Genomic DNA, 14,251 nt, shown 5'->3' with positions numbered 1-14,251 from the left:
TTTCTAGCTCCCTTTACCAGCGCCGTTCGAAGCGGCGACGCAACAGGATTGCGCCAACATTCATGACGATGAGGAACAGGAGCAGGATGATGATAGCGCCAGATGTTCTTTCGACAAAGGCACGCTCTGCTTCGTTCGCCCACATGTAAATCTGTACCGGCAGTGCCGTCGAAGGATCGAGCGGCGTCGTCGGGTAGTTCGCAACGAAGGCCACCATGCCGATCAAAAGCAGCGGCGCCGTTTCGCCAAGGGCGTGTGCGAGGCCGATGATCGTGCCGGTCAGAATGCCAGGCATGGCAAGCGGCAGCACGTGGTGGAAGATCGTCTGCATCTTCGATGCGCCAAGACCAAGGGCAGCGGCGCGAATGGACGGCGGCACAGCCTTGAGGGCAGCGCGGGTCGCGATAATGATGGTTGGCAGCGTCATCAATGTCAGGACGAGACCGCCGACCAGCGAGGCCGAGCGCGGAAAGCCCATGAAGTTGATGAAGACCGAGAGACCAAGCAGACCATAAACGATCGAAGGAACAGCCGCGAGGTTGTTGATGTTCACCTCGATAAGATCCGTCAGGCGGTTTTTCGGTGCAAACTCCTCGAGATAGATCGAGGCTGCAACGCCAATCGGCAACGACAGCACGAGAACGATCATCATCATGTAGAAAGAGCCGATCAGCGCCACGCCGACACCGGCAGCTTCCGGACGGCTCGACGCGCCGTTGACGAAAATGCCCGTGTTGAAATGCTTGGCAAGCTGGCCGCTCTCAACGAGCTGATTCATCCAGCCAAGCTGCTGGTTCGAAACGCGGCGGTTGTTTTCGTCCACCGTCAGGTCGACCTGACCCTTGAAGGCGCTGTCGACATCGCCAGAGGCGAGCAGCGTCACATTTCGCGTCGTGCCGATGATCGAGGGATCAGCGGTGACAATGTCACGCAACTGGGTGCGGACGCTGTCCGAAATCATGGCGTTGACAGCACGCAGACCCGCGCGGTCCGTCGGAGCCACTCCAAGAACCTTGGCAACCGCATCACGGGCGATCACCGGGTAGTTGGCGGTCATGAGCTTCGTCGGATTGGTCGCACGCTCGTTCTTGGGATCGATGATCTGCTCGGAGAATTCCACCGGCACAGTGATCATCGTCTGCTGGAAAGCCGTGTATCCCTTGCCGACAACCGACCAAAGAAGCAGGAACAGGAAGATCAGACCGAAGGAAATTGCTGCCATTCCATAGGCACGGAAGCGACGTTCTGCGGCATAACGGCGCTTGATGCCGATATCACGCCGGGCCGGTACACTTGTGGCACCGCCGGTTGCGGGAGAAACGATGTCGGTCATTCATACTGCTCCCGGTATTTGCGCACGATGTAGAGCGCATAGATATTGAGGCATAGCGTGATGGCAAAAAGCGTGATGCCGAGCGCGAAGGCGACCAGCGTTTGTGGCGAGGTGAACTCGAGGTCGCCCGTCAACTGGCTGACGATCTTCACGGTGACGGTGGTCATCGGCTCAAGAGGATTGATCTGCAGGCGGGCAGCAACACCGGCGGCGAGAACCACGATCATGGTTTCACCGATGGCGCGAGAGGCCGTCATCAGAAGTGCGCCGACGATACCTGGAAGAGCAGCCGGAAGAATAACCTTCTTGACCGTTTCCGAGCGGGTCGCACCGAGGCCCAGCGAACCATCACGGAGCGAACGCGGCACGGCGGTGATGATATCGTCCGACAGGGACGAGACGTAAGGGATCAGCATGATGCCCATGACGAAACCGGCCGTCAGAACGCTCTGCGCCTGAATGAAGTTCGTGTAGTTGCCGGTGGCAAGGCCGTTGATCTGCGCGGAAATATCGCGCAGGAACGGTCCGACCGTCGTCAGGGCGAAAAAGCCGTAAACGATCGTGGGAATGCCGGCGAGAACCTCAAGCAAGGGCTTTGCGACCGAACGCAGCTTCGGTCCGGCATATTCCGACATGTAGATTGCCGAGAAGAGGCCAACCGGAACGGCGACAAGCATCGCGACGAAGCCGATATAAAGTGTCCCTGCGAGCAGCGGGATCAGACCGAACTGACCGGAACTATCCGTGGCACCAGCTGCTGCAAAACGCGGGTCCCAGACCGTGCCGAAGAAAAATTCGTGCGCCGGGACCATGGTGAAGAACTGGATGGCTTCCGTCAGCATCGAAAGTACGATGCCGATGGTCGTCAGGATGGCGATCGAAGAGGCAACCAGCAAGGAGGCAAGAATGACCTTCTCGACCTGATTGCGCGCTCTGAAACGCGGCGCGATGGACCGAAGCGCATATGCGCCGCCAGCCAATGCTGCTGCCAGCACCACAACGATCATCACCAACCGGCTGGTCGACGTCATGCCATTGAGTGTGTGTGCGGCATCGATCATGTAGCGCTCTGGGTCGCCAGCAATCGCGACACCCTTGGACGCCAGCAACGGACGGGTAGCGGCAGTATCCGCTTCGACCTGCGCCAGTTCCTCAGTGTTCAATCTCTGCAGACCACGTGCAATCGACGTTACCATGCCATAGGTCAGGCTCTGCTGCGCTTCAGGCTGCGCACGCACATCTTCAGGAAATCCGCCGCGCACGGCTGACGTGACCACCAATGGGCTGATCACAAGCCAGACTGCGAGGATGAGCGCTGCGGGCAAAACAGCCCAGACGACAGCGTAAGAACCGTGATAGCCAGCACGGGAATGCATACTGGAGGGACGCCCCCCAGAAAGCGCAACGGCCCGGCGACTGCCAAGCAGATAACTGCCGATGCCGATCAGCGCCAGTACCAGCAAAAGAATGGATGTGTTCATTAGAGTTCCCTCGGCGTGCCTCAAAGGCACGGTGCGATATCGGGCAAATTTAAAGTCATCAAAAAGGAGACTGCTGGATCATCCTTTGAAAGCCTGCCGCCTCCCTCTAGGAAAGCCGGACAGACGTCAAGGTTGATACGTCCTATCCATCTGAAATCATGCACGCAATGATGAATAGGAACTGTCAACCGAGGACAAACGAAGCGAAGGGCGCGGACATGCCGCGCCCTTCAGCCTTATTACATCGTGGAGCCGGCGCCGAACTTCGAGCGGATTTCTTCACGCTCTGCGTCCGGAGCTGCAACCAGGCCATAGTTGGCGAGCGGAGAGTCAGGGCCGATCATCTCGTCCGAAACGAAGAACTCAACATATTCCTTGAGGCCAGGGATAACGCCGAGGTGAGCCTTCTTCACGTAGAAGAACAGCGGGCGCGAAACCGGATACTTGCCGCTGGCAACAGTCTCGGTTGACGGAACAACACCGCTTACGGTCGCAACCTTGAGGCGGTCAGCGTTGTTTTCGTAGAAAGCCAGACCAAATACGCCGAGGCCGGTCTTGTTGGCGTCGATGCGAGCGAGGGTCTCGGTGTAGTCGCCGTCGATATCAACAGCAGCGCCGTCCTTACGAACAGCTACGCACTTGGCGGCAGCCTGCTTGGCGTCGGAAACCAGACCCTTGATAACGTCGGTTGCGCCAGCTTCCTTGCAGCCGTCAGCCATGATCTTCTCTTCGAAGACTTCGCGCGTGCCGTGCTTGGAGCCAGGGATGTAAGCGGCGATCGCTACATCCGGCAGTTCCTTGTTGATTTCAGACCACTTCTTGTAAGGGTTGGCAACGAGCTTGCCGTCCTTCACAACTTCCGCAGCGAGGCCGAGGTAAAGGTCCTTAGGCTCAAGCTTTACGTCCGGGTTGGACTTGTCCATGGCGAAAACGATGCCGTCGTAACCGATCTTGACTTCCTGAACGTCGGTCACGCCAGCTGCCTTGCAGGCAGCCAGTTCGTCAGCCTTGATGGCGCGCGAAGCATTGGCAATATCGATCGTGCCTTCGCCAACGCCCGAGCAGAATGCCTTGAGACCACCGCCCGTACCGCCAGACTCAACAACCGGAGCCTTAAAGTTCGGGAAGGTTTCAGCGAAGGTTTCAGCAACGATCTTTGCGTAGGGCAGAACTGTGGAAGAACCAGCAACCTGGATCTGGTCGCGAGCAGCGGCGGCGCCAGCAAAGGCGACAGAGGCCACCAGGGCTGCTGCGGAAAATTTAACGATATTCATTTGTCTCTCCCATCGTGGGCTTGTTTGTGGACGCAGCCGATAGCGGCATTCGCTCGTAGCTTGCGCTCGGCGACCTCTTCTTAACCACCGTAGCCACATCCTTTTATGTCATTTGCATAAAAGATTTGTGACACGCTATGCTTTTGAATTTTAATGATTTTCTTGAATTAAACTACAATCACGGCGTCTTTTATGTCAGAATCTGACGGTAAAGTCGGTTCCGACGTCCAGCTCGGACTTGATAATGAGGCGGGCGCGGTGGCGGGTAAGGATATGCTTAACGATGGCAAGCCCCAGTCCGGTCCCCTTTTTGGAGCGGCTGTCAGCAACGCTGACACGATAAAAACGCTCGGTCAGTCGCGGGACATGCTCGGCCGGAATGCCCGGCCCCTTGTCGACAACGCTTACCTCGACCGGGCTTCCCGGCTCGGCACGCAACCAGACATCGACAATTTTGCCTTCCTGGCCGTATTTACAAGCGTTTTCAACGAGGTTCTGGAAAACCTGCACCAACTCGTCACGGTCACCATCCACCTCAACCGGATGGTCAGGCAGGTGCAGATTGATGGTCATGTCGAGATCTTTCGCCAGAGGCAAGAGTGCGTCCCTGACATGGCCGATGACGGACACGAGATCGACCTTCTGATCGGGGGCGATGTTGGCGCGCAATTCAAGCCGCGACAACGACATGAGGTCGTCCACCAATCTGGCCATTCTGGTGGACTGATCCAGCATGATCGCAAGGAAGCGTTCCTGGGCCTTGGGATCATTGCGCGCCGGGCCTTGCATGGTTTCGATGAAACCGCGCAGAGAAGCCAGCGGGGTGCGCAACTCATGGCTCGCATTGGCGACAAAATCGCTGCGCATGCGGTCGATGCGACGCAGTTCCGAGACATCGCGGAACGAGAGTATGTAGAATGCAGGCCCAACACCCTTCTGCACATCGGCAACGGCAATCCGTGCGATGAAAACCCGTTCGGACGGCAGCCGCTCGAAATGTTCGATCTGGTTAGGCTGACCGGTCGCCACGGTTTCGCGGATGGCGTCAAGCAGACCAGGTGAGCGGAGTCTTGCCGAAATATGCGCGCCAACAGGCAAAGCACCGAAAGCCCGTTCCGCAGCCCCGTTCTGAAACAGGATAGCCGTGTTCTTGTCCAAAATAAAAATGGGCGTATCGAGAACGGCCAAACCCGCCCTTACACCGGCAATGACATTTTCACCGACCTCTTCCCGCTCTTCGACAACAGGGGCTTCCTCTTCGATGACAAGGTCGCGCTTTTTGCTTTTAGCGACAAGCAGGATGGCAATGACGGCGCCAAGCCACAACGCGGCAGGAAGATATGGCGAATGCAGCTCAAAAAGGGCGACGATGGCAAGCATGGTGACGATAAGGATCGGCATCCAGCTATGGCGCAACTTCCACCACAAATGCCCGCCCCTCTCCTCACCTTCCATAGATGCCATTTTCGCCTGCTTTCCGATTCTCGCTCAATGACGCAATCGAAATCTCATATGCCAGCTTTATGACAGATATTCATCACGACACGTGTTTCACAGCCTATATCCACGAAATTAAGCCGGCAACATATCCCGCTTCCCGCGCTTGAATTCCGTGTGCGAATGTGAACTCATTGCCGGACAAAGCATTCATAGTGCGATGAAGGGAGCGAGCATGGGAACAGAAGTGAAAGATCGGTCGGTCGAACTGACGATTGACGGAAAGACACGCGTCTTCGATATCGACAATCCCGTCCTCCCGGATTGGGTGGAGAGCAAAAAGCTTTCATCTGGCGGCTTCCCCTACGACAAGAAAATGAAGCAGGACGAATACGATGAGACGCTCGAAGCGCTACAGATAGAACTCGTCAAGGTTCAGTTCTGGTTACAGGCGACCGGCAAACGCATTCTCTCCGTTTTTGAAGGACGTGATGCGGCCGGAAAAGGCGGGGCGATCTTCGCCACCCGCTCCTACCTCAATCCGCGCTATGCGCGCGTGGTTGCGCTGCCAAAACCCACGGAAACAGAACGTGGGCAATGGTACTTCCAGCGTTACATCTCGCACTTCCCGACGGCTGGTGAACTCGTTCTCTTCGACAGATCCTGGTACAACCGCGCCGGTGTCGAACCGGTGATGGGCTTTTGCACGCCGGATGAGTACAAGCGGTTCCTGAAGGAAACGCCACGGATGGAAAAGATGCTCGCCCATGAGGGGATCTATCTGTTCAAATTCTGGCTCGACATCGGCCGCGAAACACAGCTCGACCGTTTTCATGATCGCCGGCACAGCCCGCTGAAGTGCTGGAAACTGTCAGACATGGATATTGCCGCGCTGACAAAATGGGATGATTACACGGCCAAACGCGACGAGATGTTGGAAAAGACCCACACGGATGTCGCGCCCTGGACTGTGGTACGGGCCAACGACAAACGGCGGGCCCGCGTCAATCTCATCCGTCATATTCTGAGCGCACTTGATTATGACGGCAAAGATAAAAAAGCGATCGGCGAGATCGACGGCAAAATCCTCGGATCAGGACCGGGCTTTCTGAAATAGCCAAGCTTGCAAAGCGAAAGAGCGCCGTTCGGCGCTTTTCTCTTATTGACCTGGCAGAATACGGACCGAGTAGACGTTGATCGACCGGCCATTGCCGTCGATGTCGCTGTTGATGAAGATACGTCCCGGTGCGTTGGGGGCCAGAGACCGTTCGAAGGTCGCATTCAACAGCATGTCGGCCCGCTCTGCCGTTGCCGTGAAGCGGTGACGCGAACAATCGCCCAACGTTGCGAAATCGCAAACAATGGAGACCTGGGTCTGCCGGTCGGTGGACGATTGCATGGTGATCGATATAGTCGAGGACTTGCCCGCCATATCTCTCAGCACCTCGACTGGAACCTCGACGCTGACACTGCCGTCCTGCGACGTGGATCTGGATGTCACGCGTACCGCCTTGCCTGCAGGCGTGGCGATACTTTCGATACCGGCCCTGCTGCCTGCCTGAATGCCGGCAGCACCGCGCTCTGCGTTGAACAATTCAACCCAGTCATCTGAAAAACCACGACCTGCGGAAAGACTTGGCGCCGGTTCCGTGCCGGTAAAATCTTCCGACTGAACTTCTGCCGGCGGGTTGGGCACACTCGTATCCCGCTGCTCCGGCGACAACAGCAGACCGGAAGAGTAAACCCACCACGCGCCCATGCCGGCAAAGGCAAGGAGCGTCACCATCACGAAAAATTTCGTAAAAAATCCACGCCGTTTCTTGCGCGGTACAGCACCCTCTGGCCGAAAGGCAAGCGAACCGTCACCCGTGCGCTTGTTTTTCACCGGCGATGCTACCGTTCGCGGTTCAGCCCGGAGTGTCTCCACATGTGGAGCAACAGGTGTGGCATCCCGCGTTTCGCCGCGCAGTTCCGGCTCAACCGAAATCTCGTCGTGCTGCTCTTGATCGGCCGGCTTGGCATGCGCTGCATTGTCATGATCATGCGGCTGAGGCTTCAATTGCCGTTCAACAGCATCGAGAAGGCGATTGCGCTCTTCGTTTTCGATCACATGGATAAGCGTTTCCAGGCGCTGGCGCTGCTGGGCTACCACCTGCGGGTCGTCTATGCCCTGCTTGCGCAAACCTGCCTCAAGTGCCTGCCTTGAGGACTGATAAATCCGCGCACGAACTTCGGCGTTCGATCTGTCCGATTTCTCCAGAGCATTTCTGATTGCCGTTTCGAGTCCGCTCACGCCCGATCCTTGTTCTGCTGCCTTGCAAAAATTTGCGGCATTGCGCCATTCTATTCAGGATTCGGTAACGTCTAAGTGCCGCGTCCGCAAGCACCCTTTGGGATAAAGGTCGAAAGGCAATGGGAAAAACCGTTCATTGTGGCGTGGTGACCGCAGATGTTCGGCAATCACCATGCCGTTTGTGTTTTCGCTTTCATTCCCTGATCGGGCACGATAATACTTACGTGCGCGTAAACGTAATTCATGGGAGGAAATATGTTACCGTCCGTACTGAAAGACAATCTGCGTCTTCCGGTCATTGCTTCACCGCTTTTCATCATTTCACATCCGCAACTGACGCTGGCGCAATGCAAGGCGGGTATCATCGGCGCGTTTCCCGCTCTCAATGCCCGGCCGGAAAGCCAGCTCGACGAATGGCTGGCCATGATCACCGAGGAACTGGCTGCCCATAACAAGGCCAATCCGGATCGACCCGCCGCCCCCTTCGCGGTCAATCAGATCGTTCACATGTCGAACCGGCGCCTGGAGCACGATCTCGGTCTGTGTGTGAAATACAAGGTGCCTATCGTGATTTCCTCGCTTGGGGCAGTGCCAGAGGTCAACGCGGCTGTGCATTCTTATGGTGGCATCGTGCTGCATGATGTCATCAATGACCGGCACGCCCGATCCGCCATTCGCAAAGGTGCAGACGGCCTGATTGCGGTTGCGGCTGGTGCTGGCGGGCATGCGGGTACGCTTTCGCCCTTCGCACTTGTGCAGGAAATCCGCACCTGGTTCGATGGACCATTGTTGCTGGCCGGCGCGATCGCCAATGGCGGCTCCATCCTCGCCGCGCAGGCGATGGGGGCAGATATGGCCTATATCGGCTCACCCTTTATCGCCACGCAGGAAGCGCGCGCTTCCGATGCCTACAAACAGGCAATCGTCGAGGCCCACGCCAACGACATCGTTTATTCGAATTACTTCACGGGCGTTCACGGCAACTATCTGAAACCCTCGATCGTTGCGGCGGGCATGGACCCAGACAACCTGCCGGAAGCCGATCCCTCGAAAATGGACTTCGAAACGGCCACTGGGGGCGCCAAGGCCTGGAAGGATATATGGGGCGCGGGACAGGGCATTGGCGCCGTTAAGGCGATCGAACCCGTCTCAGATCTCGTTGACCGACTGGCCGGCGAATACCATGCCGCCCGCCAGCGCCTTTGCGCGATAGCCTGAAAGCTCGTCATTTAAACATCGGAACAGGCAAGGCTTTTGCGGATTTTTCAAAACTCGTGCATTCAAGACTTGAAATCCGTAAGCATTGCCTGTATCAGCCCGCCATGACGCTGATCCGAGACATTTCGGATTGCAAGTCGGGCCGCTTTAGCTCAGTCGGTAGAGCACATCATTCGTAATGATGGGGTCACGTGTTCGAGTCACGTAAGCGGCACCATTTCTTCCTCCCCCAAAATTCCATTGTTTCAAGTTCCGCGTTATTGCTTCGCAGACCTGTGAAACCACATGTGACCTGCATGCGTTGATCGTTAAACGCGCTCACATGAAAGGTTTATCGTGGACGTTATTCGAATTCTTATTGCCATTCTCCTGCCACCCGTTGGCGTCTTTCTCCAGGTGGGGCTTGGCCTGCATTTCTGGATTAACATTCTTCTGACGATCTGCGGCTATGTGCCGGGCATCATCCACGCAATCTGGGTGATCCTGAGAAAATGAGCATTTAACTGCCTCTCTCTTTCTCGCGTTCCGATGCGCGAGAAAGTGATGACTTATGCCTTTCCGGGAACATCCTTTGATCCTGCACGTTACTAGTCAGCATCAAGGGAGATACGCCATGAACCAGATCATTTACATCGTCGGTCTCGTCGTCATCGTGCTGGCAATATTGTCGTTTTTCGGATTTCGCTAGTCATCGTTGTCAATTCGCGCAGTTGCGAATATTCTTAAAAAGAGGAGCCCGCTTGAAGGCGGCGTTCCCTTTTTTGGTTGCTGTGAATGAATTTCGGTGTCGCGTTGCTCTGGGAGGTGCACGATGAAGAACGAAAGATGGACAGAACCCGTTGAAGTCAACCTTGAGGCTTGCGGCAAGAATACGGTTGTTGGTCCGCTGGAAGCACTGGCACTACTGACGGAGCGCTGGCCGAATACACGCGGGCTCAGCTTCGTAAAAGCGCGAAGCGCCTGCAGAGCTGCGCTCGATGGACGCAAGTCTCCAGAGGAAGCCCGCAGATGTTTCACCGATGCGGTGTCTGAAGTTCAAAACAAGACCCATTGATGAGAAGACAACCCATAAAAAACGGCCCATTCGGGCCGTTTTCTTCATGTATCCGACGATCTGCCGTAACCACTACATCCAGTATGGCGAAACGCCGTAGTAGTCGTAGACCTTACGGTCCTTGGCATTCAGGAGCGCTGCATCGTCGAGCTCAGCAAAATGCGGTGCGTTTTCAATCTGCTGTTTGGTCAGATCGATGCGGTAGCCATCAAGCTCTTCATCGTAGTGGAGCTTTTCCCACGGGAGCGGATAGTAGTCATCTCCAATTCCCAGGAAGCCACCGAAGCTGAGGACCGCGTAAGCGACGCGCCCACCATGCTTTTCGAGAATGACGCGCTGAATGGAACCGATATGTTTGCCGTCGGCACCGTAAACGCGGGTGCCTTCCACCTTATCGCTCGCGATAAGGCTCGGCGTATCCTTGACATAGGGGTCCTGTCCGGCGCGGGGTTCGTTATGCAACATGACGTAACTCCTTTCGATTTTTCCTCTCTGGTGTCACGTCTGGTAAACCCATGTGTCCGGAAATCGTTCCGGCTTTTTTTTATCGGCGCCTACTGGCGGCTTCGCTGCCAGGTCGATGGGGAAACGCCAACCATCTTGCGGAATACGCGTGAAAAATGCGCTTGATCCGCGAACCCCGCGACAACCGCAATGTCGGTCAGCGGCATCTCCGCCTTTGCCATCAACTCTTTGACACGATCGATACGTGCCTGCATTTGCCACTGGTGCGGCGGCAGGCCGGTCGATGCCTTGAAGGCGTGGCTGAAATGCGACTGTGACAGGTTGGTCAGTTCCGCCAGTTCCTCAAGACGAATAGAGCGAAGGCAGTTTTCGCGAATATGATCGGTGGCGGCCCTGAGCTGCCAGGCAGCGAGTTTGCTGCGCTTTCTGGCAGGTTCGCGTTTCACCTTGAGAAAATCCGTCAACAGGGCCAGCACCAGGCTTTCGCCGTAGAGATCATGCAACGGATCGGGATTGTCACACTCGGCCGCGATCAGCCGGGCGAGCGTCAGCAAGCGCTCGTCTTCGAACATCAGGTGCGGATCGAGCAGCGCCTCCGGGTCAAACCCTTGGGACAATCGCGTCCCCAGCAATCCGGCATCGAAATGCAGATCGAGATGGCGCACAAAGGAAACGTCCTTCAACTCCGCATAGACATCCACATCGGCAGGAACGAAAGAAATTCTGTTGGCGTGTGACGCCGTATAGCTGTCACGTCGGCAGCGGTTCATCATGAACCGGCTGTCGTCCTTCCCGTTCATATCCAGCAAGAAGACGAAGCGCGGGTCTTTGCCAACATAACGACCGCCTGCGCGGGGTGCGCAGCGAACGTCCCAGAGATCGGCGACAATACCGTTCCACATGCGCGAGCGCGGCCCGCCGACAACGGCAAAGCCCTCGATTTCATTTTCCATGCGAACGCGGAATGCCATCGCGTCTCTATCCCGACAGGCGCGATTACGCGCTATAAACATGAGTTCAATATTCATGTTTATAGCGGCAAAAAAGTTGCGACCGCAACAGCGGCCGCCCAATGCAGCTTACTGCCAGCTCAGGCTTTCGACCTTCTCACGAAACGCGAACCGAAGCAGGTGACTTTCGACGACAGATTTCGCCCGGTCCAGTTTCTCGGCATCGGGTGCGGAAACGAAGATCTTCAATTTTTCAGGCTCTGCATCCAGTTTTGCCGCACCGAAGTCAAACTGGCACTCACCATGCGCCTCGTTATAGGTCACCTCGATCTTATGAGCGAAATGCTTGAACAGTTGCACAAGATATTTGCTGCCACTTTCGGTTTTCAATTCGGCTCTGGCTTCCAGCATGAAGCGTTTCCTTCCCGGGATATTTCAACAAGACTTTTACAGTCATCTTTTATGGGCCCGGGAAGGCAAACTCAAATGAAGAGTTGGTAATCAAAGCGCGGTCGGCTCTAGCTTACCACTTCTTCGACAGCTTGAAGGTGATCGTCCGGCTGTCACCCCAACCGCAAACGGAAGCCCCGCCGCAGCTCTTGACGTATTCTTTGTCAAACAGGTTCGACACGTTAACGGATGCGGTCCAGTCATTCTTTTCGTAACGGATAGCCGCATCGAAAACAGCCGCATCGGGAACACGCAGCGTATTTTCCGCGTCAGCCCAGGACTTGCCCTGATAGCGCACGCCACCACCAATGCTGAGACCCTGCAGCGCATCGTTGGTGAAGGCGTAGTCCAGCCACAGCGACGCCGCATGGTTCGGCACGATCCAGGGCGATTTGCCGATCAGGTTGGGGTTGGCATCCTTGGTAATATCGAGGTCCGTATAAGAATAGGACGCAATCGCCTTCCAGTTCTCATTCAGATTGGCCTTCGCCTCCAGCTCGAAGCCGGTGGATTCCACCTCGCCGAACTGGCCGCTGGTGGTGATACCGCCGGCTGTGTAAGACACGATGGCATTCTGCTTAACCAGCTTGAAGACGGAAGCGGTGATGCTGCCGTCAAAGAAGGTAGGCTCGTATTTCAAACCGGCCTCGAACTGGCGCCCCTCTTCCGGCACTGCAGCGCTGCCGTCGGCCAGCGTGTCGATAAGCGGATTGAAGAATGTCGCTGCCGAGACATAGGGTGTCAGCCCATTGCCGAACTCATAAGCGAGACCAGCACGACCGCTCAGGGCGTCATCGTTGGAACGGCGCGACACGCCGGACGGCAGACGATTGTTGAGTTCCGTGTCGACGTAGTCATATCGACCGTTCAAGGTTACCAGCCAACCATCGCCGAAACGCAACTGGTCCTGCGCATAGATACCGATCTGCTGCTGCGTCACGACATTGTCGGCGTAGGTAAAGTTCGTGCCCTGTGTTGAGCCGTAGATAGGATTGAGCGCACCGATCGGGTTGGACCCGCAGCACTTCTGCACCTGATCGAGCTTATAATATTTGTAGTCGAGGCCGAGAAGCAGCGAATGGCTGATCGCACCGGTGTCAAACTCGCGTTCGGCACGGTTATCGATGCCGAAGCTGTCCACCTTGGAAAGACCGTCATAACCGAAGCGCGTCAGCATGTAGTCGCCGGTGGTTGCATCAAGGATCGGCTGACCGTTCGCATCCGCGTTCGCCCAGCCGCCCGTGTAGGGTCCGGTTTCACGCTTGTAGAGATGTCCATAACGCGCGTTCTGGCTCAGCTTCCAGCCATTGTCGAATTCGTGGCTGATTTCGTAACCGACCATCGACTGATAAACACGTCCGTTGTCGAGATCAGGTTCGCCATAAAATGCTTCGCGGCTCAACTTGCCGAAGGGCGCATCCACAACCGTGCCGACATATGGCAGGAAGCCATTACCAACATGGGTCTGATCGAGCGCCGAGAAATATCCATAGACTGTCGCGCTGGTTTGCGCATCGGGTTCGAAGGTCACCTGCGGCATGATGAAACCGCGCAGATCTTCAGAATAGTTGGTGTAGTTGTCGCCGCCGGAGACTTTGCCGGTCACACGGTATTTCCACACACCCTGCTCATCGACCTTGTCGCCAAGATCGAACCCAAAGAAGGCATTGCCGAAATTGTTGATGCCGATTTCCGTTTCGCGGATCGGTTCGTCCTGCGGACGCTTGCTGACCATCTGCACGATACCGCCAGGGTTCGCGCCGCCATAAAGGACAGAAGCCGGTCCCTTCAGAACCTCGACACGTTCCAGGCCATATGCATCCATCTGGAAGCCGCCGAAACCGTAGCTGAACAGGTTCAGGCCATCCAGGAAGACGCCAGTCTGAGTTGCCTGAAAACCGCGGATATAGAACCAGTCCGTATCGGGATCGGTACCGAACGGCTCGGCCGTGACGCCAGGCGTGTAGCGTAGCACCTCGTCGACCTTGGTGACGACGCCGCGATTGTCCATTTCCTCGCGTCCGACAACCGAGACAGACTGCGGTATGTCCTTCGTGTCCGTATCGGTTTTGGAACCAGTCGCGGTTTTTTTCGCAACATAACCTCTAACCGGGCCCGTGGCGTTTTGCGTTCCCTGCCCCTCAACGGTAATCTGCTGCAGAACAGTTGTGTCCTGCGCATTCGCCGACAGAGGCAGCATGCAAATTGCGATTGCCGAGCCTGTTGCCAGGCGGCTCAAAAACGCCACGTTCAAATTTTTCAAGACATGCCCCAAACATACCGGCGGCAGTCACAA

At 56.3% G+C, this 14,251-nt stretch carries 13 protein-coding genes and 1 tRNA gene; 5 read left to right on the top strand and 9 right to left on the bottom strand.

Annotated features, from left to right (window positions below):
• Window positions 1-13: 13 nt before the first annotated feature.
• The 4 genes from pstA to phoR form a co-directional block, all read right to left on the bottom strand.
• Window positions 14-1,333: a phosphate ABC transporter permease PstA gene (gene pstA / locus HWX89_RS10555; RefSeq protein ID WP_138794439.1), complete on the bottom strand. Its 1,320-nt coding sequence runs from the start codon at window positions 1,331-1,333 to the stop codon at window positions 14-16.
• Window positions 1,330-2,814: a phosphate ABC transporter permease subunit PstC gene (gene pstC, locus HWX89_RS10550; protein WP_138794438.1), complete on the bottom strand. Its 1,485-nt coding sequence runs from the start codon at window positions 2,812-2,814 to the stop codon at window positions 1,330-1,332. Before pstC ends, pstA begins: the two co-directional genes overlap by 4 nt.
• A gap of 239 nt (window positions 2,815-3,053) precedes the next feature.
• Window positions 3,054-4,088 carry a substrate-binding domain-containing protein gene (locus tag HWX89_RS10545; RefSeq protein WP_138794437.1) on the bottom strand — a complete coding sequence of 345 codons (1,035 nt, stop codon included), beginning with the start codon at window positions 4,086-4,088 and terminating at the stop codon, window positions 3,054-3,056.
• Window positions 4,089-4,283: 195 nt separating this feature from the next.
• A complete protein-coding gene (phoR, locus tag HWX89_RS10540) occupies window positions 4,284-5,552 on the bottom strand; it encodes a phosphate regulon sensor histidine kinase PhoR (protein ID WP_138794436.1) in 1,269 nt (422 codons plus the stop codon).
• A 208-nt stretch (window positions 5,553-5,760) separates the two neighbouring features.
• On the opposite strand from phoR, the gene ppk2 reads away from it, so the two are divergent.
• A complete protein-coding gene (gene ppk2, locus HWX89_RS10535) occupies window positions 5,761-6,642 on the top strand; it encodes a polyphosphate kinase 2 (RefSeq protein ID WP_138794435.1) in 882 nt (293 codons plus the stop codon).
• Between the two features lie 42 nt (window positions 6,643-6,684).
• On the opposite strand, the gene HWX89_RS10530 is transcribed toward ppk2, so the two are convergent.
• Window positions 6,685-7,818: a hypothetical protein gene (locus HWX89_RS10530; protein WP_138794434.1), complete on the bottom strand. Its 1,134-nt coding sequence runs from the start codon at window positions 7,816-7,818 to the stop codon at window positions 6,685-6,687.
• Window positions 7,819-8,073: 255 nt separating this feature from the next.
• Here HWX89_RS10530 and HWX89_RS10525 point away from each other — a divergent pair, with 255 nt between their 5' ends.
• From HWX89_RS10525 to HWX89_RS10510, 4 genes are all read left to right on the top strand, one after another.
• Window positions 8,074-9,036 (top strand): NAD(P)H-dependent flavin oxidoreductase, encoded by a 963-nt coding sequence (locus tag HWX89_RS10525; RefSeq protein WP_138794433.1) that lies wholly within the window; start codon window positions 8,074-8,076, stop codon window positions 9,034-9,036.
• Window positions 9,037-9,177: 141 nt separating this feature from the next.
• Window positions 9,178-9,253 (top strand) — tRNA-Thr (locus HWX89_RS10520).
• Between the two features lie 119 nt (window positions 9,254-9,372).
• Window positions 9,373-9,531 (top strand): YqaE/Pmp3 family membrane protein, encoded by a 159-nt coding sequence (locus HWX89_RS10515; protein WP_138794432.1) that lies wholly within the window; start codon window positions 9,373-9,375, stop codon window positions 9,529-9,531.
• A gap of 316 nt (window positions 9,532-9,847) precedes the next feature.
• Window positions 9,848-10,090: a DUF982 domain-containing protein gene (locus tag HWX89_RS10510; protein ID WP_138794431.1), complete on the top strand. Its 243-nt coding sequence runs from the start codon at window positions 9,848-9,850 to the stop codon at window positions 10,088-10,090.
• Between the two features lie 72 nt (window positions 10,091-10,162).
• Here the strand turns inward: HWX89_RS10510 and HWX89_RS10505 are convergent, their stop codons facing one another.
• The 4 genes from HWX89_RS10505 to HWX89_RS10490 form a co-directional block, all read right to left on the bottom strand.
• Window positions 10,163-10,555 (bottom strand): PRC-barrel domain-containing protein, encoded by a 393-nt coding sequence (locus HWX89_RS10505; RefSeq protein WP_138794430.1) that lies wholly within the window; start codon window positions 10,553-10,555, stop codon window positions 10,163-10,165.
• An 89-nt stretch (window positions 10,556-10,644) separates the two neighbouring features.
• Window positions 10,645-11,526, bottom strand: a complete 882-nt coding sequence (locus HWX89_RS10500; protein WP_178340698.1) for a helix-turn-helix domain-containing protein — start codon at window positions 11,524-11,526, stop codon at window positions 10,645-10,647.
• 108 nt (window positions 11,527-11,634) lie between these two features.
• Window positions 11,635-11,916 carry a DUF2218 domain-containing protein gene (locus HWX89_RS10495; protein ID WP_138794429.1) on the bottom strand — a complete coding sequence of 94 codons (282 nt, stop codon included), beginning with the start codon at window positions 11,914-11,916 and terminating at the stop codon, window positions 11,635-11,637.
• Between the two features lie 112 nt (window positions 11,917-12,028).
• Window positions 12,029-14,218 carry a TonB-dependent siderophore receptor gene (locus HWX89_RS10490; RefSeq protein ID WP_138794428.1) on the bottom strand — a complete coding sequence of 730 codons (2,190 nt, stop codon included), beginning with the start codon at window positions 14,216-14,218 and terminating at the stop codon, window positions 12,029-12,031.
• Between the last annotated feature and the right edge of the window lie 33 nt (window positions 14,219-14,251).

Origin of the sequence: Rhizobium sp. RM (assembly GCF_013390595.1) — a bacterium.
Lineage (GTDB): Bacteria > Pseudomonadota > Alphaproteobacteria > Rhizobiales > Rhizobiaceae > Agrobacterium.
The sequence above is the reverse complement of the archived record's forward strand: the minus strand, read 5'-3'. Positions and strand labels throughout refer to the sequence as shown.

Coding starts and splice junctions, on each gene's coding strand:
- HWX89_RS10500 (WP_178340698.1), bottom strand. CDS start 11,526: ATGGCATTCCGCGTTCGCATGGAAAATGAAATCGAGGGCTTTGCCGTT.
- HWX89_RS10495 (WP_138794429.1), bottom strand. CDS start 11,916: ATGCTGGAAGCCAGAGCCGAATTGAAAACCGAAAGTGGCAGCAAATAT.
- ppk2 (WP_138794435.1), top strand. CDS start 5,761: ATGGGAACAGAAGTGAAAGATCGGTCGGTCGAACTGACGATTGACGGA.
- HWX89_RS10545 (WP_138794437.1), bottom strand. CDS start 4,088: ATGAATATCGTTAAATTTTCCGCAGCAGCCCTGGTGGCCTCTGTCGCC.
- phoR (WP_138794436.1), bottom strand. CDS start 5,552: ATGGCATCTATGGAAGGTGAGGAGAGGGGCGGGCATTTGTGGTGGAAG.
- HWX89_RS10505 (WP_138794430.1), bottom strand. CDS start 10,555: ATGTTGCATAACGAACCCCGCGCCGGACAGGACCCCTATGTCAAGGAT.
- pstA (WP_138794439.1), bottom strand. CDS start 1,333: ATGACCGACATCGTTTCTCCCGCAACCGGCGGTGCCACAAGTGTACCG.
- HWX89_RS10510 (WP_138794431.1), top strand. CDS start 9,848: ATGAAGAACGAAAGATGGACAGAACCCGTTGAAGTCAACCTTGAGGCT.
- pstC (WP_138794438.1), bottom strand. CDS start 2,814: ATGAACACATCCATTCTTTTGCTGGTACTGGCGCTGATCGGCATCGGC.
- HWX89_RS10525 (WP_138794433.1), top strand. CDS start 8,074: ATGTTACCGTCCGTACTGAAAGACAATCTGCGTCTTCCGGTCATTGCT.